Here is a 25493-nt window from a genome sequence, read left to right as displayed (position 1 = left end):
TGACCATATATCCTATAGGATCTTTGCTATAGAATCTGAAGGACCTCAGGACCTCGACTTTGCAACGGAGCATCATGCCGGAGACCCCTCCATACACCGCCGAAACCTGGCCCATCGCCACGTGTCTGCACGCGTTCCCCGCGAAGGACGCACTCGGCGTCAGCATGCACGACGCCGATCCACAGGTCTGGGACGACATGTTCGCGCAGATCGCCGACGTCGGCTTCACGCTCGCCGAACTCGCGGACAGCCACGTGCGGCCCGCGGACCTTGAGCCCTCGCGTCGCGACGAGTTCCTCGCAGTCGCCGCGTCCTACGGCGTCGGCATCCCGTCCGTGCACCTCCAGCGCCAGAGCATCATCATGCCCGGCCAGGACGAACGCAACCTCGAGTACGCCCACCGCACGATCGACGCGGCCGCCGAATGGGGCATGAAGGTCTTCTCGACCGGCCTGCACCAGCCCTTCAGCGACGCCCAGCGCAAGGCCCTCTGGTTCTGGACGGCGGAGGGCCCCAAGGACCCTGCCGACCCCGAGATGTGGGACCTCGCCGTCCGCCGCATCCGCGAGCTCGGCAAGCACGCCGCCGAGCTGGGCCTGCCCGTCTCCCTCGAGCTCTACGAGGACACGTACCTCGGAACGGCCGACAGCGCGGTGCGCTTCGTCGAAGAGGTGGGGCTCGACAACGTCGGCCTCAACCCCGACGTCGCCAACCTCATCCGCCTGCACCGGCCCGTCGAGGACTGGCGCGAGCTCTTCGCCAAGACGCTCCCCTACGCCAACTACTGGCACGTCAAGAACTACACGCGGGACGAGGCCGCTGACCGCAGCTGGGCGACGTCCGCGCCGTCGACCATGGAAGCCGGCCTCATCAACTACCGCCAGGTGTTCCGCGACGCGATCGCCCTCGGCTTCTCCGGCATCATCCTCGCCGAGCATTACGGGGGCGACAGCCTGGGCATGTGCGCGACCAACCAGAAGTACATCCGCTCTCTGCTGCCCAAGGCCTGACAGCCCTCAAGCAGCCCGGTCCAAAGGAGGACTCAATGACTCTCCGCAGAATCGCCGTCGTCGGCTCCGGCTATATGGGAGGCGGCATCGCACAGTCGCTCGCCCTTGCCGGCGCCACCGTCAAGATCGCCGACGTGACCGCGGAGGTCGCGGCGTCGAACCGCGAGCGTCTGCTCCGCGAGGCCGCCGAATTCGCGGCCGAGGGGCTCTTCCCCGCCGACGCCGTGGAGCGCATCGAGGCGAACCTGACGGCTGCTGCCTCGATCGAGGACGCGGTTGCGGACGCCGACTTCATCGAGGAGGCCGTCCCGGAGAAGATCGAGATCAAGCACGCGACGCTCCGCCGCATCAGCACCGCCGCGCGCCCCGACGCGATCATCGGCTCGAACACGTCGACGATTCTCATCGGCAGCCTCGCCGAGGCGGTCACGGGGCCCGAGCGGTTCCTCGGCGTGCACTTCTCGAACCCCGCTCCGTTCATCCCCGGCGTCGAGCTCATCCCGCACGCAGGGACGGACGAGGCGATCCTACCCTTCGTCGAGGAACTCGTCGCGGCAACCGGGAAGGAGACCGCGCGGATCAAGGACGCGACCGGCTTCGTGCTCAACCGGCTCCAGTACGCGCTCTTCCACGAGGCAACCCAGATCGTCGAGGAGGGCATCGCGACCCCGAACGACATCGACACGATCGTCCGCACGACGTTCGGCTTCCGGCTCCCGGCGTTCGGCCCGTTCGCGATCGCGGACATGGCCGGGCTCGACGTCTACTCGTTCTGCTATGCGTCGCTCCAGACCCGCTGGCCTGAGCGATTTGCGACGCCCGAGTCGCTGCGCGAGCTCGTCGACGCCGGCAAGTTCGGCACGAAGTCCGGCGCGGGCTACCTCGATGTGCCCGCCGAGCGGATCCCAGAGCTCGTCGCCTACCGGAACAAGGCCTACGTGGCCATCAAGAAGCTCATGGACGAGCTCGGCCCCGCGCCCATCAACTGATCACCCCAAGGAGAGAAACCCTATGACCACCCCTGTCTTTCCCGAACAGCGCAGCGTCATCCTGACCGGCGCCGCCTCGCCGCGCGGCATCGGCCGATACACCGCGCACTACCTCGCCGAGCACGGCTGGAACGTCGGCATCCTCGACCTCGACGCCGAGGCCTCGAAGGCCGTCGCGGCCGAGGTCGCCGAGCAGCACGGCGTCGTCGCCGCGGGCGCGGGCGCCAACGTGGCCGACGAGGACCAGGTCCGCGCCGCGTTCGACGAGCTCGAGGCCGCCCTTCCCCAGGTCGTCGCCGTCGTCAATCTTGCGGGAGTCTCGTCCCCCGTCGACTACCTCGAGGTCACTCCGCAGGAATGGCATCGCGTCATCGACATCAACCTCCACGGCGTCCACCACACGACCAAGCGCGCCGTCGAGACCATGGTGCGGCACGGCGTCGGCCGCGTGGTGAGCCTCTCGTCGGTCTCGGCCCAGCGCGGCGGCGGCACGTTCAGCAAGACCGTCTACTCGACCGCGAAGGCCGGCGTCATCGGCTTCACGCGGAGCCTCGCCCGCGAGCTCGGCCCTCGGGGCATCACTGTCAATGCGGTCTCCCCGGGCCCGATCGACACCGACATCATGGGCGGCACGCTCACCGATGACCGCAAGGAGAAGATGGCGGCCGACGGCGTGCTGCCGCGCATCGGCACTCCGCGCGACATCGCCGCGGCGATCGCCTACCTCATCAGCGAGGACGCGGGCTTCGTGACGGGCCAGACCCTGAACGTCGACGGCGGCCTGTATATGCACTGATTCCACGAAAGGCCCAGCCATGAGCTCGATCTTCTCGAACTGGTCGAAAGCCCGCCTCGCGTACCTTGCCATCGGCGTCGTCCTCGTCGTCGTCGGCATCGTCTCGATCGTCGGGCATCCCGCCTGATACCCAGCTTGACCCGATCTGCCCGTACCCACCCAACCCGCCCTCAATCCCCGTTCGCACCCGGACAAGAACCATCTCAAAGGAGAGACGTGTCCACCTCAACTGGCAATCCGCTGACCGCCGAGGTCGGCAGCGCGGCCCTCAAGTCCGCCATCTCCAAGGCCGCGCGGCACCTCATGCCGATGCTCGTGATCCTCTATTTCGTGGCGTTCCTCGACCGCACGAACGTCGGCTTCGCCGAGGCCGCGCTCCGCACCGACCGCGGGGTCAGCGCCGGGGCCTTCGCCCTCGGCGCCGGCATCTTCTTCATCGGCTACGCGCTCTTCGAGGTCCCGAGCAACCTGCTCCTCAAGCGCTTCGGGGCGCGATTCTGGCTCGCCCGGATCGCGATCACGTGGGGCATCGTCGCCGCGGCCTTCGCGTTCACGACGAACGACGTCATGTTCAACGTGCTCCGCTTCCTCCTCGGCGTGACCGAGGCCGGGCTCTTCCCGGGCGTCATCATGTTCCTCTCGGAGTGGTTCCCGAACAAGGTCCGCGTGCAGATGTTCGCGATCTTCTACCTCGCGCAGCCGTTCTCGCAGATGATCGGCGCCCCGCTCAGCGGCGGCCTCATCAGCTTCGGCGACTCGCTCGGCTTCGCGCGCGGCTGGCAGGTCATGTTCTTCGTCGAGGGCCTGCTCGCGGTCATCGCGGGCATCGCCGCGCTCTTCTTCCTCACGAACAGCCCCGCCAAGGCGAAGTTCCTCGACGAGGACGAGAAGGCCGCGCTCATCGACGTCATGGCCCTCGAGGACCGCGTTCGCACCGAGGACGGCCCCACGGGCATCTGGCGTGCGATGGGCAACTGGAAGGTCTGGTACTTCACCGTCATCTACTTCGCACTCCAGATCGCGGTGTACGGGACGACGTTCTACCTCCCCCAGCAGGTCGCCTCCCTCATCGGGAAGAAGGTCGGCTGGGAGGTCGGCGTCATCTCGGCCCTCCCGTGGCTCGTGGGCCTCTTCGCGTGCTACTTCTTCGGCAAGGCCGCGAACACTATTGTCCGCCGCCGCGCGTGGGGCACCGCCTGCTACGTCCTCACCGGCCTCACGATCGTCGGCTCGGGCTGGGCCGGAGCGAACCACCAGCCCGTCCTCGGCATCCTGTTCATCACGCTCGCCGTCGCGAGCTTCCTCACGGTCGGCCCGATCACGTGGGCCTACCCGACCTCGTTCCTCACGGGGGCAGCCGCCGCGGCCGGCATCGGCCTCATCAACTCCCTGGGCAACCTCGGTGGCTTCGTCGCCCCGCTCATGCGCACCAGCATCAACGACGCCGTCCCGACCCCAAGCGGCGTCTGGGGCGTCGTCTCGCTCGGCGTGTTCGCGTTTGTCGCAGCCGCCATGGTCTTCGGGACAAAGTACTTCCGCACCGCCAAGTCGGACGAGCTGCTCGAACCCGTCGCCCACCACTAGCAAGGCGCCCCGCCCGGGGCACGCAGCACACTCATGCGGGCCGCCAGACCAGCTGGCGGCCCGCATGTGCTGACCTACGCTTCCGCCCTCATATAGGATTTTCTTCCATGCCCGCCCTCTCAGGTGGCCCCCGGCCCGCCAACCGCCAGCTCCTGGCCGACTACGTCTACCAGGAGCTCTTGGCATCCCTCATGGACGGGCGGCTCGAGCCCGGTTCCGGCATAGGGATCGACCGCATGGCCCAGGAGCTCGAGGTCTCCCAGACCCCCATCCGCGAAGCGCTCGCGCGCCTCGAGGCCACGGGCCTCGTGCGGCGCGAGGCCCTCAAGGGCTACCGCGTCGCTCCCCTCTTCACGGCCGAAGAGCTCGCCGAGCTCATGGACGCGCGCGCGGTCATCGAGCCTGCCATCGCCGAACGGGCGTGCGCCCACGTGGCGCCGGAGTTCCGCGCCGAGCTCGAGAAGGCCGTCGACGATCTCCGCGGGGCACCCACCGGCCCCACGTTCGCGGAGTACGGCGCCTACTGGGAGGCCGACGAGCGCTTCCACCGCATCATCGCCGCGAACGCCCACAACCGATTCCTGCTCAACGCCTACAACGCCCTCGGCGGCCAGGTGCAGCGCTTCCGCTTCTTCGGGAACCTCGGAGTGACGGACGCCGAGCACGCGATCGCCGAGCACACCGACATCCTCACCGCGTTCGCGTCAGGTGACCCCGAACGCGCGCGCGGGGCCATGGCCGCGCACATTGCCCACGTGCGGGACCGGGCCCTCAAGGACGCGAAGGCCTCGCCCCGGTCCTGACAACGCTCGGCGGCCCCTCCCGCATCTGGGGGGGCCGCCGTCGTGCGGTCGGTTTGGCGGGTCTCGTGTGGAGTACCGCTCAGTCCGCCGTCTCGCCGCTGTGTTGCCCGACAAAGTCGGCGCGGGCCTCGGCGACGTGCAGGTCGACGCCCTTGGTCTCCTTGACGAGGGAGACGCCTACGAGCGAGACGATCGCCGCGACCCCGATGTAGACCCCGATCGTCCACGATGCCTTGAACCCGTTCATGAGCATTTCCGCGATCATCGGTGCGAACGCCCCGCCCAGGATCGCGCCGATCGCGTAGCCGATCGAGACGCCGGAGTAACGAACCTTGGCGGGGAACATCTCGGCGTAGAGAGCGGACTGGGGACCGTAGCTCAGGCCGAGGCCGATCGTCATGAGGAACAGCGCCACGAAATACCACACGATGTTGCGCGTATCGATGAGGAACCACATCGGCACCGCCCAGGCCGCGAGGAACGCGTAGCCGAGCTGGAACGTGCGCACCCGGCCGAGCCGGTCCGAGATCGCTCCGCCCCACAGGGTGAAGACGAGCCAGCCGAAGGAGGCGAGCGTCGTCGTCAGGAGCACCGTCGGCTGGTCCATCTTGAGTGCCTTGACCGCATATGTCGCGAAATAGGCGATGAGGAGGTAGCCCGCCGCGTTGTTCGCGATGAAGATGACCGCGGTGAGGACCACCTCCTTCGCGTTGTGGCGGAAGAGCTGGCCGAGGGGTGCGGACGATTCCCTGCGGCGCTCCTGGAGCTCCTTGAAGACGGGGCTCTCCTCGACGGCGCGCCGGATGAAGTAGCCGACGAGGATGAGGACGATCGAGAGCAAGAACGGGATCCGCCAGCCCCACACGGCGAACGCGGGTCCCAGGGCCGCGGTGAGGGCCCACAGCGTGAAGGTCGCGAGGATCATGCCGACCGGGACGCCGATCTGCGGGTAGGCGCCGAAGTAGCCCCGTCGGCTGCTGGGCGCGTGCTCGACGGCCATGAGCGCCGCGCCACCCCATTCGCCGCCCGCGGAGAATCCCTGCAGGATCCGCAGCAGGATGAGCAGGACCGGGGCCACGAACCCCGCCTGCGCGTACGTGGGCAGCAGACCGATGAGCGAGGTGGAGAGGCCCATGAGCACGAGGGTGAACACGAGCATCTTCTTGCGGCCGAGCCGGTCCCCGAGGTGGCCCGCGACGATCGCCCCGAGCGGACGGAACAGGAACGAGATGCCGATCGTCGCGAAGGAGAGGATCTGGGCCAGGCCCGGATTGTCCTTCGCGACGGGCGCGAGGAACAGGGACGCGAGCACGCCGCCCGCGGCCTGCGCGTAGATGAAGAAGTCGTACCACTCGATGGTCGTGCCGACCAGGGTGCCGGCCAGCACCCGTCGCGCCTCCTTCGACACGCCCGGCGCGGGCTTGGCGCTGTTGATTGCCTGGGTCATGCGAACTCCATTGTCCGTAGCGCCGGCAGCAGGAGCCGGAGCGGGCCGAATTAGTGACCGATTGGTCGGTCACTAATTCGAGAGGATACAGGAAGTGTGGCGTGCCGCACACCCCCGGGCGGCGGTACTCAGTCCTCGCGGTGGAGGAGCTCGCGGATCCGCCCGCGCAAGGGCGCGCGGTCGTAGCTGTTCACGAGGGCGCCCGCCATGCGCACAGGGTCGCCGAAGAAGAAGTACTCATAGAGCGACTGCCGGCCGGCGAAGCCCGAGACCGACGCATCGAGCGCGAGCTTGAACAGCCGGATGCGCTCGGGACCCGTGAGGGCCTTCCCCTGGAGGTACAGCTCGATGTCCTCGCGTGCGACGTCAAGGTCCGCCTCGCCCGGCAGCGCCATGAGGCCCGACGCGCAGAACTTGCGGATGATCTCAGGGAACCGCTGCGCCACCTTCGGATACCAGTTGCGCGCGGCGTTGAGGGTCGGCCAGTGCGGGAGCATGACGCCGTCGTCGCTCAGCTCGGCCTGCGCCTCTGCCGCGACGATGAGCGCCTTGCCGATCTCGACGTTGCGGATGAGCTCGGCAAGGTCCTCCTGGATGTGCTGGAAGCCGTCGATGCCGATCGTCGCGGCGATCTCCGATGCGAGGCCGAGGAAGAACTCGCTCTTGGCGAGCGTGCGGGTGACGACCTGATGGGTCATGAGCGCCGCCGCGCCCGTGTCGGCGTACCACTGGTTGCACAGCTCGGGGTGGCCGAGCATGAAGACGCGCTCATTGGGGACGAAGACGTCGTCGAACACGACGACGGCGTCGATCTCCTCGAAGCGGCTCGCGAGCGGCTCGTCGTGGTGGCTGCCGCCGTGGTAGAGGCCCGTGCGGCACAGGTAGCGCAGGCCTGGGGCGTCGTTCTGGATCGCGAAGGCGAACGAATACGGGGCATCCTCGGGCGTCGCGCGTAGGAGCGTCGAGGGGAAGACGAGCAGTTCGTCGGCGATGGGGGCGATCGTCGCGAGCATGCGCGCGCCTTGGATGACGACGCCGTCGCCCCGCTCCTCGACGACGCGCGCCGAGAGCTGCCCGCCGAGCTGCTCGGAGCCCGAGACCGAGCGGTTGGCCTGCGGCGGGATGAGCGTGTGCGTCGCGAGGAGGTCGTTCTCGCGCGCCATCTCGTAATACGCCTCGATGCGCTCGCCGAAGACGGGATCGGCCTGCGCGAAGAACTTCTTCGCTGCGCTCAAGGCCGTGAGGGACGAGTTCATGTAGTCGCCCGTGCGCCCCAGGAAGCCGCTCGAGTACTCGGCCCACACGCTCATCGCGTCGCGCCGTCTCACGAGGTCCTCCCTCGTGCGCGGCACGAGGAAGGACGCGTTCACGAGGTCTCCGCTCTTCGGAGACGTGTAGGTCAGCCTGCCCTGGAACTCCGGCGAGTGCTGCATGTCGAAGAGGTGCGCGAAGGTGTGGGCGAGGCCCGCGAAGGCGGGATGCGCGGTGAGGTTCTCGGAGACGACCTCCCCGTCGATCACAAGATGCGGCCGCATGCCGTTGAGCGTGTCCAGGAACTGCTGACCGGTGCGGATGCCCATGGTGTTTCCCTTCGTGGAGCTAGAGCAGGTCCTCGACGCCGAGCTGGCTTTCGGGGATGGTCGTGAAGCGGCCGTTCGCGAAGGCGAGGGCGTCGCCCGAACGGTAGTCGAAGTCGATGACCTCGCCGAGGTACAAGGTGTGGTCACCGCCGTCGTAGGCGGCCCACGGTGTGCATTCGAAGTAGGCGAGGACGCGGCTCAGGCGCGGCGCGACGGATCCCTCGACCCATTGGGGCTCGACGCCTGGCCTGCCGGCGAAATGCAGGGCAAGGGCCTGCTGTTCTGCGCCGAGGATGTTCACCGTGAACGGGCGGTCCGCGATCTCGTCGTGCGCCTTGGTCCGACGAGCGATGCTCACGAGCACGAGCGGCGGCTCGAGCGAGACCGAGGTGAAGGAATTGACGGTGATGCCGTAGCGCCTGCTCGGTCCGTCGAACGTCACGATGGCTACGCCGGTCGCGAATCGGCCGAGGCTCCCGCGGAAGTGGTGCGAACGGGGCGAGGAGGCGCGTCTCCGCCCTTCGGGGAACGCTCCGGGCTGCGCGCTCATGGGCCGAACCTCCTTGTCTGTCCGCCTCCAGGTGTGGATCGGTATGAGGAGCAGTTCGAGCCCTCCAGACTGACCGACACGGGATGTTGTTCTATAATCGAACATATAGTCCCGATATCGAGCACATTTCACGCTACAGGAGTGTGTTCGCTGCCACAAGACCCGGAGATTCACCCCTGCCCGGGGACTCTTCCTGAAAGGACCGAGCATGGCTCGCACCGCCGAGACCGCCGCCCACTCCCAGACGCTCTCGCGCGGCATTCGGGCTCTCGAGATCCTAGCCGACTCCCGCGCGCCGCTGACGATCGCGGAACTCGCGGCGTCGCTCGGGCTCCACCGATCGATCGCGTACCGCATCATCCGCACGCTCGAGGACCACTCGCTCGTCGAGCGGGATGACTCGGGGCGCCTCCTGCCGGGGGCGGGTCTCGCGGTGCTCGCCCGGGGCGTCGCCCGAGACCTCCAGTCGGCGGCGTCGCCCGAACTGGGGCGGATCGCCGATGAGCTCGGCATGACGGCATTCGTGGTCGTGTGGGACCATGCCGAATGCGTGACACTCGCGACCGTTGAACCGCGGCACAACGGCGCGACCCTCGCACAGCGCCCCGGGACGCGGCACAGCGTCTCGTCGGGAGCCCCCGGGATCGCGATCCAGTCTGCCCTCGGCCGAGCCGAATGGGAGCAGCGGATGCCCGGCGTCCCGTACCGGCTCGAGGCCGACGAAGCCCGCGAGCGCGGCTACGCCGTGAGCCACGACGAGGTCATTCCGGGGGTCTTCTCAGTGGCAGTGCCCATCCAGCCTCCACGCCAGCGGCCCTCCGCGCTCGCCGTCGTCCATTTGGGCGGGAACATGGAGACGGAAGCCATCGGGAAAGCCCTCGCGACGTCGGCCCGACGCATTGCCGAAGCCATCGGCTAGGCCGGCGGCTAGATCGAGCCTCCTCCCGCGACGACGGCGAGGGATGACCCCGAGCGCCCCTTTGCCACGCGGATCTGCGCGGGAATTCGCTGTTTGAGCTCCGGCACATGGCTTACAAGCCCCACCGTGCGGCCGCCGTCACGGAGGCCCTCGATCGCCTCCATGACCTGTTCGAGCGCCTGCTCGTCGAGCGTCCCAAAGCCCTCGTCGACGAAGAGCGTTTCGATGTCCACCCCGCCCGATTCGTGCTGCACGACGTCGGCCAGTCCGAGTGCGAGCGCGAGCGACGCCATGAACGATTCGCCGCCGGAGAGCGTCGCGGGGTCGCGGCGCTGCCCTGTCCAGGCATCCATGACCTCGAGGCCGAGCCCGGACGCCGCACCGCGCGCCGCGAGGGCGTCCGTGTGCTCGAGGCTGAAGCGGCCGTCACTCATCACGGCGAGCCGCTCGGACGCCGCTGCGGCGACCTGCTCGAGCCGAGCGGCGAGCACGTAGCGGTGGAGCGACATGCGGAGGCGGTTCTCCCCGCTCCCCCGGGCTGTGCGCTGGAGCTCGGTGAGCAAGTCTGCGGCCCCGCGCTGCTGCAGCAGGGCGGGAATCGTGTCCCGGAATTCGGCAGCCAGCCGCTCGCATCGGGTGTGGGCCGCCTCGGCGGCGTGATGCGTCGTCTGGGCGCTGGCAAGCAGGGCCTCGGCCTCGACGAGGTCGGCGACCCGCGCGGCAAGCTGTTGGGCCCGGCGGGCCTGTGCAGGCTCGGCCATTGCATGGCCTCCGCCCACCGCTGAGCCCTCGGCGGCGTCGCGAGCCATATCTGCTTCGGGGGCTTCGGTTGCTTCAGAGTCTGCGGCGGCTTCGGGGGCTTCGGTTGCTTCAGAGTCTGCGGCGGCTTCGGCCTCGAGCGCGCGAACGGCAGCGGCCGATGCGAGGAGGCCGACGATAGTCCGCTCCTCGGCGGCGTGCGCTTCCACCGCGGCCCGAAGTTCGCCGATCTCGGCGTCGGCGAGAAGCGCGGCCCGGGCGTTCTCGGCCGTCTCGAACGGACTTCCGACGAGCGCAGCAGCGAGCGACGCGCGGGCCGCCCCGAGGCGAGTCCGCGCGGCCGCGCGGTGCGCCGCGGCCTCGGCAAGCGGCTCGAGGACCCGGACGACCGCCGACACCGCCGCGTGGCGCGCCCGGAGCGTCGCCCAGCCATCGCGCCATGCGGCGAGATCCCGTGTGCGCTGTGCGACCTCCGCGGCAAGGCGCCCGCATTCAGCGGTCGCGAGCAGGAGGGCACCGGCGGACGCCTCGCGCTCGGACGCAGCCTTCGTGCGACGCGCCTCGCGCGATTCGATCTGTGCGACGACGACGCCGAGGCGGGCTTCCGCGTCCAGGGCAGAACGCACCTCGCGGACAGCGTCCTCGAGTTCGCGTGCGGCCTTGTCCGGATCCGCGTCCCCGCCGCGGGCGACGACGCCGGAGAGGGCGGCCTTGGCGTCGGCGACGGTGCCGGCTGCCATCCGTTCGCGCTCCAGCGCGAGCTCGGCGGCCGACGCCGCGTCCTTCTCCAGATCAACGAGCCGAAGCGGATCCTCGTCGCCCCTCGCAGGCCGCGGATGGTCCTCGGACCCGCAGACGGGGCATGGGCTTCCCGCGTCGAGCTGGGCGGCGAGCTCGAACGCCGTGTGGGCGAGCCTCTCTTCCCGGAGGTCGAGCCATCGACCGCGACGTGCGAGCGTCTCGTTCTTCCGTTCGAGCAGAGCGCTCTCGGCCTTGGCGAGCCTGCCTGAGGCCATCGCGTGCTCCTGGACGGCGTTGACCACCTCCCGCGCGGACTTCTCGTCTCGCTCGGCAGCAGGCCGGGACGCAGCGAGCGGTACGAGCCGAGCGCGTTCTTGGGCGAGTCGGGCGAGCGCCTCGTCGGCTTCCGCGAGCTCGGCGTCGAGTCGCACACAGGCCGACCGCCGCCGCTCCGCCTCGGCCTCGGTCCCCTCTCGCTTGGCGACGAGGCTCTCGAGCTCTTCCTCGAGCGGGATCCGCTCGGCGAGCACGGCGGCCTCGGCGCGCGCGTTGCCCGCCTCGGATCGAAGCACGGCCGGCGTCGGCTCCGCGTCCCCTTCGGGGGCCCATCCCGCAGCGGCGGCGGCCGCACGGGCCGTCGCGAGCGTTGAAGCCGCGTCCTCGGCCGCGACGGAGGAGAGGCGCTCTTCCTCGAGTTCGTACCTGAGCGCAGCAGCCGCCGCCGCGCGCTGCAGCTTCGCGCGGCACACGGCGTTCTCCGGCTCGTGGGCTTCCCAGCGCGAACGACGGTTTCGAGCGACGGAGAGCTCCGCCGCATCCTCGTCTGCACGGCGGCACGCCTCCTCGGCGGCGCGTGCGCCACTGACCTCGAGCCGAGCGGCATCAATGGCCGCTCCGGCGCTCCGGGCCACGAGGGCGAGCCGACGAGAAACCCCTGCGAATCGTCTCTCGACGGCCTCCACGTCGAGGCGCGCGCCGTCGTCGACCTGGATCGGATCGGCCGGATCGAACTCACCGAGGTCGAACTCGCTCGGGCCGGACTCGGCGAGCTCGAGTCCCGCTCGCTCGGGCCGCGCTGGCTCGGGTCCCGCGAGTGAAAGGCCACTCGCGGAAAGCTCGGCCTCAAGCTGGCGGACCGGCACCCGGGCGGCCTGCTCGGCGGCGGCGGCGCGCGCTTCGGCGTCCTGCGCCATCGCCGCGAGCCGGGCCTCGACCTCACCGAATCTCCCCGTCGCGAAGAGGCTCTCAAGCAGATCCTCGCGGTCAGACGGCTTCGCGCGCAGGAACGCCGCGAACTCTCCCTGGGGAAGCATGACGACCCGGGTGAACTGCTCGCGGTCCATGCCGAGGACGTCGCGGACAACCCCGGACGCCTCGTCGCTGCGGGACGACAGGGCCTGCCATTCACCCCCCACGAGTTCCCGCAGGTGGGTGCTCGCCTGCTGGGTCACGAAGCCGTTCCTCGAACGCGCGCTGGGCCGCTGCCATTCGGGGGTTCGACGCACTTCGAACCGGCGCCCCTGCGCGCTGAATTCGAGGACTGTCTCCGGCTGCGCGGAGGCCTCTGCGTGATGGCTCTTGAGGGACTTGCTCCCGTGCCGCGCACCGGGGAGCCCCCCGTAGAGCGCGAAGCACACGGCGTCGAGGACGCTCGTCTTGCCCGAGCCAGTCGCACCGTTGAGGAGGAACAGCCCGTGCTCGGCGAGGGCGTCGAAGTCGACCGTCTGGCGCGCGGCGAACGGCCCGAACGCCTCGATTTCTAGCCTGTGGAGCCTCATCGCGAGGCTTCCTCGAGCCGGACCGAGTCGAGCGCCTGGGTCAGGGCGGCACGCTCCACGTCGCCCGGCCCGCGGCCGCGCACGTGCTCGAGGAAGCCGGAGCATACCTCGAGATCGTCGCGCGCACCCGCGAGGCGGCCGTGATACGTCGTGGCTGCGCGTTCGGCCCCGCCGACTGGGTCGAACTGGAGCGAAAGCGTGAGCGGGAAGCGGGCACGGAGGCGCTCCATCGCCCGCTGGGGCCGCTCGGGGTCGGTGAGGGTGATCTGGCAGCACGCGTGCTCGGCCGCCGCAAGGCCAGGATCGGACAGGAGCCCCTCGAGCGTGCCACGGAGGACTTCGAGCCGGTGCGACGTGGGCCAGCCCACCTCGCCCACCGACGCCAGGCCCGAATCGTGGAATTCAAGGAGCCACGCCCCCTTTGCCTGGCGCGCCTCGCCGAACGAGTAGGCGAGGGGCGAGCCCGAATAGCGGACCGTCTCCGTGAGCCGCTGGCGGCCGTGCAGATGGCCGAGCGCGACATAGTCGAACCCTGCGAACTCGTCGGCCGCGACGACGTCGAGTCCGCCGACGGCGAGGGCCCGCTCGCTCTCTGCGGGCACACCACCGGACGCGAACGTGTGGGCCATGACAACGGCGTGCAGACGGGCTGGAGCGGCGTCTGCGCGGCGGCCCGCGAGGTCTGCCCTCACGCGATCGAGCGCGGCCCGAGTGACGGGCGTGTGTCCCGGCTCGTCGACGTCGAGCTCCGCCGCCACGAGCCGCGGCTCGAGGTACGGAAGCCCGTAGACCGCGACCCGGGTCCCGTCGAGCCCCTCGAGGACGACGGGATCGTCGAGCTCGCCGACGCGCGTCCGCACGTGGACGCCCGCCCGTTCGAGGAGCCGCGCGCCGAAGCCAAGCCGCACGGCGGAATCGTGGTTGCCGCTCGTGAGGATGACGCGCGCTCCGGCCTCCGTGAGGCGCACGAGCGTCCGATCGAGGAGGGCCACGACGTCGACGGCCGGGAGGGCGCGGTCGTAGACGTCGCCGGAGACCAGCACCGCGTCGACCCGCTCGGCGGCGACGAACTCCACGAGGCCGTCGAGCCATTCAGCCTGCACCCCAAGGAGGCCTAGCCCGTGGAACGATCGCCCGAGATGCCAGTCCGAGGTGTGCAGGATCTTCATGGGAGAAACGCTAACGGGTGGCACCGACATTCTTCGGTGCCACCCGCCAGAAGCGCGAAGGAAGGCGCGACGAACCTGCTACTTCGACTGGTCGAAGAACGACTTCGCGTCGTCCTCGTCGGAACGCGGCTGCGGCGCCGCGGACTCGCCGGCCTCCGCCGGCTCTGCCGCGTCCCCTGCCTTCTCCTCGGCAAGCGCCTCGCCCTCGGACGGCTCACCCTCGGACGTCGTGAAGGACGGCGCGGACGGCCCGCCCGTCACGAGGACGTCGTCGGGCGAACCGAAGCCCCGGAAGATGAGGCCCGCGATGACCGCGCCGAGGAGCGGGGCGACCCAGAAGATCCAGAGCTGGCCGATGGCACTGCCCTCGGCGAAGATGGCCGTCGCGGTCGAACGGGCCGGGTTGATCGACGCGTTCGTGATGGGGGCGATCGCCTGGATGAGGATCGCGAGGCCGAGGCCGATCGCCCACGGGGCCACACCCTTCGCGGCACGCTTCGACGTGGCGGCGAGGATGATGGCGAGGAACACGGCCGTCGCGACAACCTCGACGAGGAGGCCTGCAGCGATGGGAGCCTTGATCTGCGAGAGGCTGTCAACGCCGTTCGATACCGACGTGAAGATCGGCCGGACGTCGGAGAGGTTCGGAAGAGTCCTGACCGTCACCCACAGGATGAGGGCGCCCACCGAGCCGCCGACGAGCTGGGCGAGGACGTACCCCGGCACGACCCTCCACGGCGTCCGACCAGCGACGGCCGTGCCGACTGTCACGGCCGGGTTGAAGTGCCCTCCGGAAATGTGGCCGAAGGCGGCGACGCTCACGCCGATGCTCAGGCCAAGCGCAAGGGCTGCGGGAAACGGTGCGCTCGACGGGTTGCTGAAGAGCGCAACGCCGATGCCGCCGAAGACGAGAAGGAACGTGCCGAAGGCCTCGGCCGCGAGCTTCGCGACGATGCCGAACTCCTTGTGGGCCGAAGGAACGGCCTCGGCAGCGGTAGGTGCCGCGGGGGTGGTCATGGGAAGTCCTCTTTCGAGTCGTCGGTAGGCAGCCCTGTCAAGGCCTGGGGCCGATTCAATAGCGCATGTGCGATGGTCACGCAGGTGACCGGACGCGGGCCCGCCCACATCCTACAGTCCCCCTCTGAGCGGACTCTGACCTTGCTGAGCGCAGGCGGGCGGTACATTGCTCACGTGAGACGTTCTCCGAACCCCCTGTCGAGGATCCACGGCTGCCTTGTGGGCGGCGCGGCGGCGGAGGGCGTTGCCCTGGCCGAAGCGTCCGGGGCGCCTGGACCGGACGACGGCGCCATCCGGCTCGGCGCCGCGGGCCAGCTCTCGCTCTACACGGCGGACGCCCTCGTCGAGGTGCTCGAATGGGCGAACGCGGGCGTCTACGCGGACCAGGCCGCCTGCGTGTGGCTCGCCTTCCTGCGGTGGGCTGGAGGACAGGGCATCCCGCTCCCCTCTTCGGCCCCGCCCGCGCAGCAGCGGTGGATCGACAGCCGGCCCGCCGCGCGTCGTGCGCTTCCGGCGCGCCCTGTTTGGGCGTCGTCGCTCGCTGGCGGCGAGATGGGGACTTCCGCTCGCCCGCTCGGCGCCGCGTTCGACGACGGCGCCGCCGCCGCGCGCTCGGCCCCGTTCGGCCTCATCGTGGGAACCCCGGCCGAAGCGGTCGCCGCGATGGCCGCCGACGGCGCGTCCCTGACCCACGGCCACGCGTCGGCCGTTCAGGCCGCCGTGGCCGTCGCGTTGGCCGTGAGCGAGCTCGCACGAGGATCAAGGCTGCGCGACGCTGTGGCAGCAGCGGGCGAGGGCCTCGCGGGCAGACGCGGCGCGGCTCCCGACGTTGCCGCTGCCGTCGACGCCGCGCTCAACGGCCGGCCCATCGAACAGGGATCAGCCGCGGCCTTCGCGCTGCACGGAGCCCTTGCCGCAGCGCTCGAAGCCGAGAATGCGACCGAGTCGCATGCAGGAGCCGCGGACGCATTCTCCGCCGCCGTCGCCAGTGCTGGCAGCGCGGGCCCCGATGCGGCGGCGATCGCGGGCGCCCTGCTCGGCACCCGGTGGGGCGCCGACGCCGTCCCCGCACCATGGGCAGCGCGGCTCGAGGGCGCAGACATCGCCGTCGAACTCTCGGCGGAGCTCGCAGCGGCCTCCGGCGCGGGCTAGACGCGCGCCGCCCTGGCCGATCCAACGGGTGGATACGGGCGCCGCGGCTCGCGCACCCCCGCCAGGCCGTCGTCGCCACCGCGAGGAGCGAACCTCCCGCTCCACCGTCGCCGCGGCCATGAGAGACCGATCGGTCGGGCCGTCCATTCAACCGCCCAGCCCGAGCCGACGAACGGGCGCGAGAGCTCGAACGCGGCGGCGTGCGCGGACGGCGCCTCGACGAGGCAGCCGCTCACGACCGGTCTCAGGGCGCCTGACCCGCGCGGTCCCCCGCGAACGCCCGGGCTCGAAAAGACATAGAGCGTGATCCGGTATCCAGCCACCCACCAAGTCTGAAACGCATCACGGAGCGTGTCGAGGCCCGGGCACCTGCGGAATGCGAGAAGTTCCTGCGCGGAGGCGGGCCGCGCGGGTCAGGCGCGCCGCAGCGCGATGTTGTTGCAGGCCTCGCACACGCTCTCGGGGATGACGCCCGCCGCCTGGAGCTTGCCGAAGATCCAGCAGCCGAGGCAGAAGCCGGCGAAGGCCTCAAGCGACGCGGCAGCGATGAGGAGCACGATGAGCACCCACGCGACCGGGCCGAGCCCAACGGTCCACAGGGTCGCGGCCGCCGTCGAGAGCACCGCGCCGATGGCCTGGGCAAAGCGCTTGGGCGGGCCCGGGACGAGGCGAGGCTTGCCGAAACGCGGCGCGATGATATGGACGGCGAGCCTGCCCGCGGGCGAATAGCGCGGGCCGCCGGCCACCCGAAGCCAGAAGCCGAGCGCGATGATCCACAGTGGCCAGCCCCAGCCCGCAGCCAGCCCAAGGACGAGGGCAGCGAGGCTCAGGACGACGACGATGCCGGCCGTCGAGCGCGCCGCGTACTCGTTCACGGGATTCGGGAACGCGAACGCGCGGCGCAGCGCGCTTTCACGGACGGCGTCGGAGACAGATCCAGTGCTCGTGGTCACCACCCCAGCGTAGGAATCCCGTGCGCACCTTGAAAGGAATGTTGCGGAGCGTGACTTTCACGCGCTCTTGGCAGGCCACTCTCCGCCGAGCATCTGCAGGAATTCTCCCTCGGAGAGCACCTCGACCCGGAAGCCCGACGAACGGAGCTCAAGGGCCCGGCGCGCTTTCGACGTCATGCGGCCTGTTCCCCGGCCGGCCACGAGATCGGCGGCGACGAAGCCGTCCCCGACCACGAGGAGCGTCGTGGCCCGCGTGACGGAGCTCGCGGGCTGGGCGCCGAGCGCCGCGGCGCGGCCCTTCGCCTCGGCGCGGGTCATGCCAAGCGCGCCGGTGAAGACGATCCGGTGGCCGAACAGCGGATGCGCGGGGTCCGCCGCCGCGTTCGCCGACGGGTTGACGCCCTCCTCGGGCCACGGCGCCCACGTGCGCGGGCCGCGGACGGCGCGTTCCGCCGTCGTCCGGATTCCCCCGCCCCCGGTCGCGCCGCCCACGGTCGCGGCGCCCACGGTCGCGCGGAGGGCCTTCGCGGTCGGCGTGGACACAGCGTCACGGCCCGGGACGAACTCCGGATGGTGCGGCAGGGTCAGGTGCAGGGCATCGTAGAGCTCCTCGACGCTGTCCGCTCCGTGGCGCTGCGCGATGTCGACGAGGATGCCCGCGCAGGCCGCGGCGTCCTCGGTCGCGTCGTGGTGATTGACGAGCGGCACGCCGGCCGCCTCCGCGACGAACGGCAGGGAATGGGACGGAAGATCGTACGTGCGGCGCGAGAGGACGACCGTGCAGGCGTAGTCGTACGCAGGGGCCGGCAGATCCGACACCTCGAGGGCCGAGCGAATCACGCCGAGGTCGAAGGCCGCGTTGTGGGCCGCGAGGACGTCGTCTCCGATGAAGCCGCCGATCTCTGAGAAGAGCTCGCCGAAGCGGGGCCGGTCCGCGACTTCCTCCGGATGGATGCCGTGGATCGCGACGTTGCGCGGGTCGAACCGGTCGTGGCCCGCGGGAGGCCGCATGAGCCACGTGGCCGTCTCGACGGGCCTGCCGCCGCGGACCTTGACGAGGCCGACGGCGCACGGGGAGCCCCGGAAGCCGTTGGCAGTCTCGAAATCGATCGCGGTAAAGTCCAAGGCCACGCGGCGAGCTTAGCCGCGGAGTGGCCTCAGATCCGGGACCGCCACGGCCACAGGGTCCTCATAGTGTGGGCCGGTACCCTTGGAAGGTGATTCCCGCCGCGCTGCACGACCTCGCCACCGCCCTGCCCGCCGTCGTCCAGCCGAAGGCCGCACTCCTTCCCGACTGGCTCAATCCCGACGTGTTCTTGCGCCATTCGTCGCTCGGCCCCTGGGTGATCCTGCTCGTGTGCGCGATCATCTTCGCCGAGACGGGGCTGCTCATCGGCTTCTTCCTGCCCGGCGACTCAATGCTCTTCACGGCTGGGCTGCTCGTCGCAACCGGCGCGATCCAGTTCAATCTCTGGATCCTCATCGTGTGCATCATCGTCGCGGCGATCATCGGCAATCAGGTCGGGTACCTCATCGGCGCCAAGATCGGGCCCGCCCTCTTCAGCCGGCCCGACTCACGGTTCTTCAAGCAGGAGAATGTGCGGAAGGCCCACGAGTTCTTCGAGCGCCACGGCGGACAATCGCTCATCCTCGCGCGCTTCGTGCCCATCATCAGGACCTTCGTCCCCGTCATCGTGGGCGTCGCGGGGATGGAGAAGCGCAAGTTCCTCGTCTACAACGTCCTCGGCGCGATTCCGTGGGGCGGCGGCGTGACCCTGCTCGGGGCGTGGCTCGGACAGTACGAATGGGTCGGCAAGAACATCGACCTCATCTTCGTCACCATCGTCCTCATCTCGGTGATCCCGATCATCGTCGAATTCACGAAGTCATGGCTCGCCAAGCGCCGCGGCACGGCGGCCGCCCCCGAGCCCATGGCATCCCTCGAGGACCGGCCCGCGGCTTCCCTCGAGGACCAAGGCGACCCCCAGGACTGAGGACGGCCGGGGACTGAGGACGGCCGGGGACTGGGCACGGCCTGCTGAGGGTCAGGAGAGCGCGTCGACGATCGCGGGCAGGAGAGCGCGGAACGCCTGGCCGCGGTGGCTGATCGCGTTCTTCTCTTCGCGCGAGAGCTCGGCGCAGCTCCGATCGAGCCCGTGAGGCAGGAGGATGGGGTCGTAGCCGAAGCCGCCCTCCCCGCGGGGTTCGTGCAGGAGGGTCCCCTTGAGTTCGCCGTATTCGACGTGCTCGCGGGCCGCGTCGCCGTCGCCCGCAGGGACGACGAGGGCGGCCGCGCACACGAACGCCGCGCCGCGATGATCGTCGCGGACGTCAGCGAGCTGGGCGAGCAGGAGTTCGAGGTTGGCACGATCGTCGCCGTGCCGGCCGGCCCAGCGCGCCGAGAAGATCCCGGGCGCCCCGCCGAGGACATCGACGGCGAGGCCCGAATCGTCGGCCACCGCCGCGAGACCCGTCGCCGCCGCGACGGCGCGCGCCTTGAGCAGCGAATTCTCGCCGAACGTCACGCCGTCCTCAACGACGTCGGGACCCCCGACGGCCGCCGCATCCACGACTTGGGTCTCGACGTCGAGCCCGGGCACCTGCCCGCGAAGCAGGTCCCGCAGCTCGCGGAGCTTGCCCTGGTTATGGGTCGCGAGGACGAGCCGAGGCCCGGTGCCCGGGTGGGAGGCTCCCGAGCTCACTCGGCGGTCCTGAGCGCCTCGGCGAGGGTTTCGCGCTGGATATCAGCCAGCTGCCCCGTTCCAATGAGCGCAAGGTCGAGCAGGATGTTGAGCTCGTCGCGGTCGAACGGCGCCCCCTCGGCCGTCCCCTGGACCTCAACGAACTTCCCCGAGCCGGTCACGACGACATTCATGTCCGTCTCCGCCCGAACGTCCTCGACGTAGGGGAGGTCAAGAACAGGCACGCCGTCAATGATCCCGACCGACACGGCGGAGACCGTGTCGATGAGCGGCTCGGCTCCCGGCTCGACAAGGCCCTTGTCCTTGGCCCACCGCACCGCCTCCGCGAGGGCCACGAACGCGCCTGTGATGGCCGCGGTGCGCGTTCCGCCGTCGGCCTGGAGCACGTCGCAGTCGAGCACGATCGTGTTCTCGCCGAGCGCCTTCGTATCGATGATCGACCTCAGGGAGCGTCCGATGAGGCGCGAGATCTCGTGCGTGCGCCCGCCGATCCGGCCCTTGACCGACTCGCGATCCGAGCGCGTGTTCGTCGCGCGCGGAAGCATCGCGTACTCGGCCGTGACCCAGCCCCGGCCCTCGCCCTTGAGCCAGCGCGGCACGCCCTCGGTGAACGACGCCGTGCACAGGACGCGCGTGTTCCCGAACTCGATGAGGGCCGAGCCCTCCGCCTGCTTCGACCACCCCCGGGTGATGCTGATGGGACGCAGCTGGTCGGAAGCGCGCCCGTCGGCGCGCACAGCGGAAGAGCTCGAGGCCGTGAGTGGGGTCATAGGACCAGCTTACCGGCGAGCGCTGCCGCGAGGGCTGCCGCCCGAACATTCCCAAACCGCAGGTTTCCGGGGCGCGGGCCGGCGCTAGGCTGGCCCAATGGTCACCGAAGACTCCGCGTCCCGTCAGACGAACGACGACGGCGTCCCCCTCGTCGCGCTTCCGTGCGGCGTGCGCGTGCCGTGCCTCGGGCAGGGCACGTGGTTCATGGGCGAGGACGCGTCCCGCGCCGACGAAGAGCTCCGAGCCCTCCGGGTGGGCCTCGACGCGGGCCTCACGCTCATCGATACGGCCGAGATGTACGGGGACGGCGCCGCCGAAGAGCTTGTCGGGAAGGCGATCGCGGGGCGTCGGGATGACGTGTTCCTCGTGAGCAAGGTCCTTCCGTGGAACGCGACGAGGCGGGGAACCGCCGAGGCGCTCGAGGGAAGTCTCCGCAGGCTCGGCACCGATCGTCTCGACCTGTATCTCTATCATTGGCGCGGCGGCACCCCGCTTGCCGAGAGCATCGAGGCCCTCATGCGGCTCCAGGAGCAGGGCAAGATCCAGGCCTGGGGCGTGAGCAACCTCGATCCCTCCGACCTCGCGGAACTGTCCGCGATCCCCGGCGCACGCTCGGCTTCGGGCCTCCAGACGAATCAGGTCCTCTACAACCTCTCGCGCCGCGGCATCGAGTTCGATCTCCTGCCAGGCCTCCGCGAAGCCGGCGTGCCGGTCATGGCCTACTCCCCCATCGAGCAGGGACGCCTCCTCGGCCATCCGGCGCTCGCGGCCGTCGCCGCACGGCACGGGGCGAGCGAGGCACAGATCGCGCTCGCATGGGTCCTGCGCGGGGGCGAGGTGATCGCGATCCCGAAGTCCTCGACGCCGGAGCACACGCTCGAAAATCGTGGAGCACTCGGCGTCCGGCTCACGCGGGAGGATCTCGCGGACCTCGACGCCGCCTTCCCCGCGCCACGACGGGCCGTTCCGCTCGAAATGCTCTGACAGGGCGATCCGACGGCAGGATCGCCGCGCATCCTGAGGGCCGTGTGCCAGGAACATCGCCTCTAGACTGGAGGACGTGCAGACGACCCCCAGCGTGTCCCCGCGCCGGGACCTGCCGCCCGCCGCGGCACGACGAAAGGACGTGCCATGAGCGCGCTCTCCCTCCCCGGATACCTTCCCTCGCCGACGATCAACGCGATCAAGCTCGGCCCCCTCTCGATTCACTTCTACGCCCTGTGCATCCTCGCTGGCATCGCCGCCGCGATCTGGCTCACGGACCGCCGATGGATCAGCCGCGGCGGCCGCGGCGGCGAAGTCCTCGACATCGCCCTGTGGGCCGTCCCCTTCGGCATCGTCGGCGGCCGGATCTACCACGTCATCACCGACCCCGAGTTGTACTTCGTGCCCGGCAAGAACCCATGGAATGCCTTCGCGATCTGGGACGGGGGCCTCGGAATCTGGGGTGCCGTGGCCCTCGGCGGGCTCGGGGCGTGGATCGGCTGCCGATGGAAGAAGGTGAGCCTCGCGGCCTTCGCCGACGCCCTGGCCCCCGGCCTCCTCTTCGCCCAGGCACTTGGCCGCCTCGGAAACTGGTTCAACAACGAGCTCTATGGCGACCCGACCACGCTCCCGTGGGGCCTCGAGATCCACGAGATGGACTCCCAGACGGGCCAGGCCGCGATCGGGCCGGACGGGCAGCCCATCATCATCGGGTACTTCCAGCCGACCTTCCTCTACGAGGCCGTGTGGACGACCCTCGGGGCCATCGCGATCCTCATCCTGGCCCGGCGCCTTCGGCTCGCGCGCGGCATCGAGTTCTCGCTCTACGTCATGATCTACACGGCGGGGCGCTTCGTCATCGAGCTCCTGCGCTCCGACTACGCCAACCTCATCCTCGGGCTGCGCGTCAACACCTGGGTCTCGGGACTCGTGTTCCTCGGCGGCGCTGTGGCCTTGGTGCTCATCCTCGTGCGCGCGAGGCGTCAGCCGGCCAGCTCTGAGGCGGAAGGCGCCGGGACGGAGTCCGGCCCGGAGGCAGATCAGACCGTGTAGTGGACGCCGGCCACGGCGACGGAGATCGGCCCCGAGTACGCGCCCTGAGCCTCCGCCACCGTGCGATTGGCGTCGTTCCACACGGGAAGGTGGGTGAGCAGGAGGCGCTTCGCACCGGCGTCGGACGCCGCCTGCCCAGCCCGCCGGCCGGTGAGGTGCACGCCGTCGATCGCGTCGTCGCGGCCCTCGTGGTAGGCCGCCTCGCACAAGAACATGTCGGCGCCCCGCGCGGCCTCGACGAGGCCCGGGCAGGTGTCCGTATCGCCCGAGTAGGCCAGGACCCGCGTCTCGATGCTTCCGTCGCGCCGGGGCTCGGTTGCCTCGATCCGCATCGCGTAGGCCTCCGCGATGGGGTGCCGCGCCGGATAGGCGCCGAACCGGAAGGGCCCGAGCTCGACCTTCTCCCCGACGGCCCAGCTGTGGAACTCGAAGTCCTCGTCGAGATCCGCGGGGGGCTCCATGTCGAGGGCGATCGAGAGACGCCGCGACGTCGCCGCGGGTCCCCACACGGGAACGCGGCCCGAGGGCCAGCCGTTCGGGTCCCAATGGATCGCGACCTGCAGCCCCGCGAGATCCATGCAGTGGTCGGGGTGCAGATGACTCAAGAGGACGCCGTCGATATCGCTCAGGTCCATGTATCGCTGGAGTGGGCCGAGCGCGCCCGAGCCGAGGTCGAGGAGCAGGCGCCAGTCGCGATCGCCGTCGTTCGCGGTCAGGAGATAGCAGCTCGCCGGCGAGCTCGGCCCCGGGAATGAGCCGCTGCAGCCGACGATCGTGAGTTTCACGCCTGCATCCTATCCGCGCCCGGCCCTGAAGGCGCGGAAGGACCCGGAAGCGGTGGATTCACGAAGCTCTCGACGAAATACGACAAACGGCTCCCGCCCCCGACCCGCGCCCCGCCGCGGGCGGCCTCGAGCATCTCGGGCGTGATGCGGGCCAGGCTCCCCGTCGGATAGTGCGCGGACACGTGCTCCGCGTGCTCGACCCGCTGCACCTCGGGGCCCAGGAAACGGCGCGCGAGGACCTCGAACTGTGCCGCGTCCCCCGTCGCGAGGAAGGTGTGGAGGGGCGGCTCGGCCGAGCGGCGCTCGAGCCCGTGGCCCACGAGCGCCCGGTAGACGTCTTTCGCGGTCTCCTCCGCGCTCGAGACAAGCGTCACGCCGTCGCCCATGACGTAGCTGATGACCCCGGTCAGGAGCGGGTAGTGCGTGCAGCCGAGCACGAGAGTGTCGACGCCGGCCTCGCGGAGCGGTGCGAGATAGCCCTCGGCGGCCGCAAGGAGCTTGGGGCCTGTCGTCACCCCGGCCTCGACGTAGCTCACGAAATCCGGGCACGCGGCCGACGTGATGCTCAGCTCGGGGGCCGCCGCGAAGGTGTCTTCGTAGGCCCGCGAGCCGACGGTCGCGCTCGTCCCGATGACGCCGACCCGTCCGTTCCGGGTCGCGACGACGGCGCGGCGCACGGCCGGCTGGATGACCTCGATGACCGGGATGCCGTAGCGGGCGGTGTAGCGCTCGCGGGCGTCGCGCAGGACGGCGGCAGACGCCGAGTTGCACGCGATCGTGAGGAGCTTGACGCCCGAATCAACGAGTTCGTCCATGACTCCTAGCGCGTTGGCCCGCACCTCCGCGATGGGAAGCGGGCCGTACGGGCCGTGCGCCGTGTCGCCGACGTACAGGACCGACTCGTTCGGCAGCTGGTCGATGACGGCGCGCGCGACCGTGAGGCCGCCCACGCCCGAATCGAAGATGCCGATCGGCCGCTCCGAGCGGTCGAGCTCGGCGTACACGTCAGTCTTCGCCCTGCGGCCCATCGCCGGCGTCCTTCCCGTCCGAGGTCCGCGTGCGGAACGCCGTCATCATCGCGTCGACGAGCGTCGTCTGGAGCCACGTCACGAAGTTGTAGACGAGCGCGAGGTACGCGTCGACGTCGTCATCCTCGACATCAGACCAGTCGGTGACCTCGTGGATCCGCTCGGCGTCCTCTTCGGTATGGATTCCGAGACGCTCGGCGAGGACGAGGCGCACGTCGGTGAGCGCTGTCGCCCAGTGTGCTGCCGCAGCCTCGTCGAGGAGCATGTCGCGGGACTCAAGGCCCAACGCTGCGGCCCTCAGCGCGCCGGCCTTGCTCTCCCGGAGCGAGCGCTCGGTGAAGCGGCGGAACTCACGGGACGCCTCGTCGTCGTCCGTCGAGACATTGGGGAGGAGGCGTTTGAGCGCGGGATCCTCGGGCTCGGCGGCATCGGGGCTGATACCCACGAGCGCGGCGAGCGGATCCTCGTCGGGCGCGTCATCCGGCTCGAGGAGCGCGACGACGTCCCGGAACAGGCCGCGCAGCAGCTCGCGTTCCGCGTCCTCGAAGCGCCCGCTGATGCCGCGCCGGCCGTACGTGAAGGGATCAGCCATACTCGCCGGCCCTCTCGACCGTGGCCCACAGCCCGAAGTTGTGCATCGCGATGGCCTGCCTCTCGACCGTCTCCTTCGCGCCGCGCGAGACGATCGAGCGCCCCTCGGTGTGAACCTGCATCATGAGAGCCTCGGCCTTCGTTTCCGAATAGCCGAAGTAGGTCTGGAAGACGTAGCTCACGTAGCTCATGAGGTTCACGGGGTCGTTCCAGACCACGAGGCTCCACGGGACGACGTTCGCGGTGTCGGTCGCCGACGTCGTCTGCTCGGTGAGGCCAGGCGATGGTTCCGTCGCGACGCTCAAACTCATGGGGATATTCTAGGCAGCCCC

General features: G+C 70.0%; 24 protein-coding genes. 10 read left to right on the top strand and 14 right to left on the bottom strand.

From position 1 onward, the window contains the following. Positions 1 to 74 precede the first annotated feature (74 nt). The 5 genes from RBS12_RS07215 to RBS12_RS07195 all read left to right on the top strand — a co-directional run bounded on the left by RBS12_RS07215 (position 75) and on the right by RBS12_RS07195 (position 5182). Positions 75 to 1010, top strand: coding sequence for a sugar phosphate isomerase/epimerase family protein (locus RBS12_RS07215; protein ID WP_307965397.1), 936 nt, complete (start codon positions 75 to 77; stop codon positions 1008 to 1010). 35 nt (positions 1011 to 1045) lie between these two features. Next, positions 1046 to 1999, top strand: a complete 954-nt coding sequence (locus RBS12_RS07210) for a 3-hydroxyacyl-CoA dehydrogenase family protein (protein ID WP_307965396.1) — start codon at positions 1046 to 1048, stop codon at positions 1997 to 1999. A 22-nt stretch (positions 2000 to 2021) separates the two neighbouring features. Then, complete coding sequence (locus RBS12_RS07205) at positions 2022 to 2795, top strand: SDR family oxidoreductase (RefSeq protein WP_307965395.1); 774 nt, start codon at positions 2022 to 2024, stop codon at positions 2793 to 2795. Positions 2796 to 3011: 216 nt separating this feature from the next. Next, the gene (locus tag RBS12_RS07200) at positions 3012 to 4379 is read left to right on the top strand and encodes an MFS transporter (protein ID WP_307965394.1); all 1368 of its coding nucleotides are present in this window, start codon (positions 3012 to 3014) and stop codon (positions 4377 to 4379) included. 107 nt (positions 4380 to 4486) lie between these two features. After that, entirely contained in the window at positions 4487 to 5182 is a 696-nt protein-coding gene (locus RBS12_RS07195) for a GntR family transcriptional regulator (RefSeq protein WP_307965393.1), read from the top strand. A 79-nt stretch (positions 5183 to 5261) separates the two neighbouring features. Here the strand turns inward: RBS12_RS07195 and RBS12_RS07190 are convergent, their stop codons facing one another. From RBS12_RS07190 to RBS12_RS07180, 3 genes are all read right to left on the bottom strand, one after another. Next, a complete protein-coding gene (locus tag RBS12_RS07190) occupies positions 5262 to 6629 on the bottom strand; it encodes an MFS transporter (protein WP_307965392.1) in 1368 nt (455 codons plus the stop codon). 128 nt (positions 6630 to 6757) lie between these two features. Continuing rightward, the gene (gene hpaB, locus RBS12_RS07185; RefSeq protein ID WP_307965391.1) at positions 6758 to 8209 is read right to left on the bottom strand and encodes a 4-hydroxyphenylacetate 3-monooxygenase, oxygenase component; all 1452 of its coding nucleotides are present in this window, start codon (positions 8207 to 8209) and stop codon (positions 6758 to 6760) included. 19 nt (positions 8210 to 8228) lie between these two features. Further along, positions 8229 to 8759, bottom strand: coding sequence for a flavin reductase family protein (locus RBS12_RS07180; RefSeq protein WP_307965390.1), 531 nt, complete (start codon positions 8757 to 8759; stop codon positions 8229 to 8231). 208 nt (positions 8760 to 8967) lie between these two features. On the opposite strand from RBS12_RS07180, the gene RBS12_RS07175 reads away from it, so the two are divergent. Beyond that, positions 8968 to 9678, top strand: coding sequence for a helix-turn-helix domain-containing protein (locus tag RBS12_RS07175; RefSeq protein WP_307965389.1), 711 nt, complete (start codon positions 8968 to 8970; stop codon positions 9676 to 9678). A gap of 8 nt (positions 9679 to 9686) precedes the next feature. Here RBS12_RS07175 and RBS12_RS07170 read toward each other — a convergent pair whose 3' ends face one another. From RBS12_RS07170 to RBS12_RS07160, 3 genes are all read right to left on the bottom strand, one after another. Continuing rightward, positions 9687 to 12956, bottom strand: coding sequence for an AAA family ATPase (locus tag RBS12_RS07170; RefSeq protein WP_307965388.1), 3270 nt, complete (start codon positions 12954 to 12956; stop codon positions 9687 to 9689). Then, on the bottom strand, positions 12953 to 14125 hold the full coding sequence (locus RBS12_RS07165) for an exonuclease SbcCD subunit D (protein WP_307965387.1): 1173 nt from the start codon (positions 14123 to 14125) through the stop codon (positions 12953 to 12955). Before RBS12_RS07165 ends, RBS12_RS07170 begins: the two co-directional genes overlap by 4 nt. Positions 14126 to 14203: 78 nt before the next feature. Next, positions 14204 to 15142, bottom strand: coding sequence for an aquaporin (locus RBS12_RS07160; protein WP_307965386.1), 939 nt, complete (start codon positions 15140 to 15142; stop codon positions 14204 to 14206). A 174-nt stretch (positions 15143 to 15316) separates the two neighbouring features. Between RBS12_RS07160 and RBS12_RS07155 the strand changes: the two genes are divergently transcribed. Continuing rightward, positions 15317 to 16294 (top strand): ADP-ribosylglycohydrolase family protein, encoded by a 978-nt coding sequence (locus RBS12_RS07155; protein WP_307965385.1) that lies wholly within the window; start codon positions 15317 to 15319, stop codon positions 16292 to 16294. 413 nt (positions 16295 to 16707) lie between these two features. Here the strand turns inward: RBS12_RS07155 and RBS12_RS07150 are convergent, their stop codons facing one another. Then, positions 16708 to 17247: a DUF4395 domain-containing protein gene (locus RBS12_RS07150; protein ID WP_307965384.1), complete on the bottom strand. Its 540-nt coding sequence runs from the start codon at positions 17245 to 17247 to the stop codon at positions 16708 to 16710. Positions 17248 to 17304: 57 nt separating this feature from the next. Then, positions 17305 to 18378, bottom strand: a complete 1074-nt coding sequence (locus RBS12_RS07145; protein ID WP_307965383.1) for an exonuclease domain-containing protein — start codon at positions 18376 to 18378, stop codon at positions 17305 to 17307. A gap of 86 nt (positions 18379 to 18464) precedes the next feature. Here RBS12_RS07145 and RBS12_RS07140 point away from each other — a divergent pair, with 86 nt between their 5' ends. Further along, entirely contained in the window at positions 18465 to 19241 is a 777-nt protein-coding gene (locus RBS12_RS07140) for a VTT domain-containing protein (RefSeq protein WP_307965382.1), read from the top strand. Positions 19242 to 19292: 51 nt separating this feature from the next. On the opposite strand, the gene rdgB is transcribed toward RBS12_RS07140, so the two are convergent. Both rdgB and rph read right to left on the bottom strand, forming a co-directional pair. Further along, entirely contained in the window at positions 19293 to 19949 is a 657-nt protein-coding gene (rdgB, locus tag RBS12_RS07135) for an RdgB/HAM1 family non-canonical purine NTP pyrophosphatase (RefSeq protein WP_307965381.1), read from the bottom strand. Further along, the gene (gene rph, locus RBS12_RS07130) at positions 19946 to 20719 is read right to left on the bottom strand and encodes a ribonuclease PH (protein WP_307965380.1); all 774 of its coding nucleotides are present in this window, start codon (positions 20717 to 20719) and stop codon (positions 19946 to 19948) included. The genes rdgB and rph overlap by 4 nt, the downstream gene beginning before the upstream one ends. Before the next feature lie 97 nt (positions 20720 to 20816). Between rph and RBS12_RS07125 the strand changes: the two genes are divergently transcribed. After that, positions 20817 to 21704, top strand: coding sequence for an aldo/keto reductase (locus tag RBS12_RS07125; protein WP_307965379.1), 888 nt, complete (start codon positions 20817 to 20819; stop codon positions 21702 to 21704). Between the two features lie 147 nt (positions 21705 to 21851). Further along, positions 21852 to 22757 (top strand): prolipoprotein diacylglyceryl transferase, encoded by a 906-nt coding sequence (gene lgt, locus RBS12_RS07120; RefSeq protein WP_307965378.1) that lies wholly within the window; start codon positions 21852 to 21854, stop codon positions 22755 to 22757. Here the strand turns inward: lgt and RBS12_RS07115 are convergent. The 4 genes from RBS12_RS07115 to clpS are packed head-to-tail and all read right to left on the bottom strand — an operon-like array spanning position 22745 to position 25472. Beyond that, on the bottom strand, positions 22745 to 23542 hold the full coding sequence (locus tag RBS12_RS07115; RefSeq protein ID WP_307965377.1) for an MBL fold metallo-hydrolase: 798 nt from the start codon (positions 23540 to 23542) through the stop codon (positions 22745 to 22747). The two genes, lgt and RBS12_RS07115, sit on opposite strands and share 13 nt — an antisense overlap. After that, a complete protein-coding gene (murI, locus tag RBS12_RS07110) occupies positions 23539 to 24570 on the bottom strand; it encodes a glutamate racemase (protein ID WP_307965376.1) in 1032 nt (343 codons plus the stop codon). The genes RBS12_RS07115 and murI overlap by 4 nt, the downstream gene beginning before the upstream one ends. Further along, positions 24548 to 25162 (bottom strand): DUF2017 domain-containing protein, encoded by a 615-nt coding sequence (locus tag RBS12_RS07105; RefSeq protein WP_307965375.1) that lies wholly within the window; start codon positions 25160 to 25162, stop codon positions 24548 to 24550. Before RBS12_RS07105 ends, murI begins: the two co-directional genes overlap by 23 nt. Then, complete coding sequence (gene clpS, locus RBS12_RS07100; protein ID WP_307965374.1) at positions 25155 to 25472, bottom strand: ATP-dependent Clp protease adapter ClpS; 318 nt, start codon at positions 25470 to 25472, stop codon at positions 25155 to 25157. Before clpS ends, RBS12_RS07105 begins: the two co-directional genes overlap by 8 nt. Positions 25473 to 25493: the final 21 nt, after the last annotated feature.

The sequence above is a fragment of the Sinomonas sp. ASV322 genome, assembly GCF_030908245.1.
Lineage (GTDB): Bacteria > Actinomycetota > Actinomycetes > Actinomycetales > Micrococcaceae > Sinomonas.
This window is presented reverse-complemented; position numbering and strand designations above follow the sequence as displayed.

What these genes read in the sequence shown, in the direction of transcription:
- murI (WP_307965376.1), bottom strand. Translation starts at nt 24,570, where the DNA reads ATGGGCCGCAGGGCGAAGACTGACGTGTACGCCGAGCTCGACCGCTCG.
- hpaB (WP_307965391.1), bottom strand. Translation starts at nt 8,209, where the DNA reads ATGGGCATCCGCACCGGTCAGCAGTTCCTGGACACGCTCAACGGCATG.
- RBS12_RS07170 (WP_307965388.1), bottom strand. Translation starts at nt 12,956, where the DNA reads ATGAGGCTCCACAGGCTAGAAATCGAGGCGTTCGGGCCGTTCGCCGCG.
- RBS12_RS07195 (WP_307965393.1), top strand. Translation starts at nt 4,487, where the DNA reads ATGCCCGCCCTCTCAGGTGGCCCCCGGCCCGCCAACCGCCAGCTCCTG.
- RBS12_RS07125 (WP_307965379.1), top strand. Translation starts at nt 20,817, where the DNA reads ATGGTCACCGAAGACTCCGCGTCCCGTCAGACGAACGACGACGGCGTC.
- RBS12_RS07175 (WP_307965389.1), top strand. Translation starts at nt 8,968, where the DNA reads ATGGCTCGCACCGCCGAGACCGCCGCCCACTCCCAGACGCTCTCGCGC.
- RBS12_RS07210 (WP_307965396.1), top strand. Translation starts at nt 1,046, where the DNA reads ATGACTCTCCGCAGAATCGCCGTCGTCGGCTCCGGCTATATGGGAGGC.
- RBS12_RS07160 (WP_307965386.1), bottom strand. Translation starts at nt 15,142, where the DNA reads ATGACCACCCCCGCGGCACCTACCGCTGCCGAGGCCGTTCCTTCGGCC.
- RBS12_RS07105 (WP_307965375.1), bottom strand. Translation starts at nt 25,162, where the DNA reads ATGGCTGATCCCTTCACGTACGGCCGGCGCGGCATCAGCGGGCGCTTC.
- RBS12_RS07215 (WP_307965397.1), top strand. Translation starts at nt 75, where the DNA reads ATGCCGGAGACCCCTCCATACACCGCCGAAACCTGGCCCATCGCCACG.
- RBS12_RS07180 (WP_307965390.1), bottom strand. Translation starts at nt 8,759, where the DNA reads ATGAGCGCGCAGCCCGGAGCGTTCCCCGAAGGGCGGAGACGCGCCTCC.
- RBS12_RS07190 (WP_307965392.1), bottom strand. Translation starts at nt 6,629, where the DNA reads ATGACCCAGGCAATCAACAGCGCCAAGCCCGCGCCGGGCGTGTCGAAG.
- clpS (WP_307965374.1), bottom strand. Translation starts at nt 25,472, where the DNA reads ATGAGTTTGAGCGTCGCGACGGAACCATCGCCTGGCCTCACCGAGCAG.
- RBS12_RS07205 (WP_307965395.1), top strand. Translation starts at nt 2,022, where the DNA reads ATGACCACCCCTGTCTTTCCCGAACAGCGCAGCGTCATCCTGACCGGC.
- lgt (WP_307965378.1), top strand. Translation starts at nt 21,852, where the DNA reads ATGAGCGCGCTCTCCCTCCCCGGATACCTTCCCTCGCCGACGATCAAC.
- RBS12_RS07165 (WP_307965387.1), bottom strand. Translation starts at nt 14,125, where the DNA reads ATGAAGATCCTGCACACCTCGGACTGGCATCTCGGGCGATCGTTCCAC.
- rph (WP_307965380.1), bottom strand. Translation starts at nt 20,719, where the DNA reads ATGACCCCACTCACGGCCTCGAGCTCTTCCGCTGTGCGCGCCGACGGG.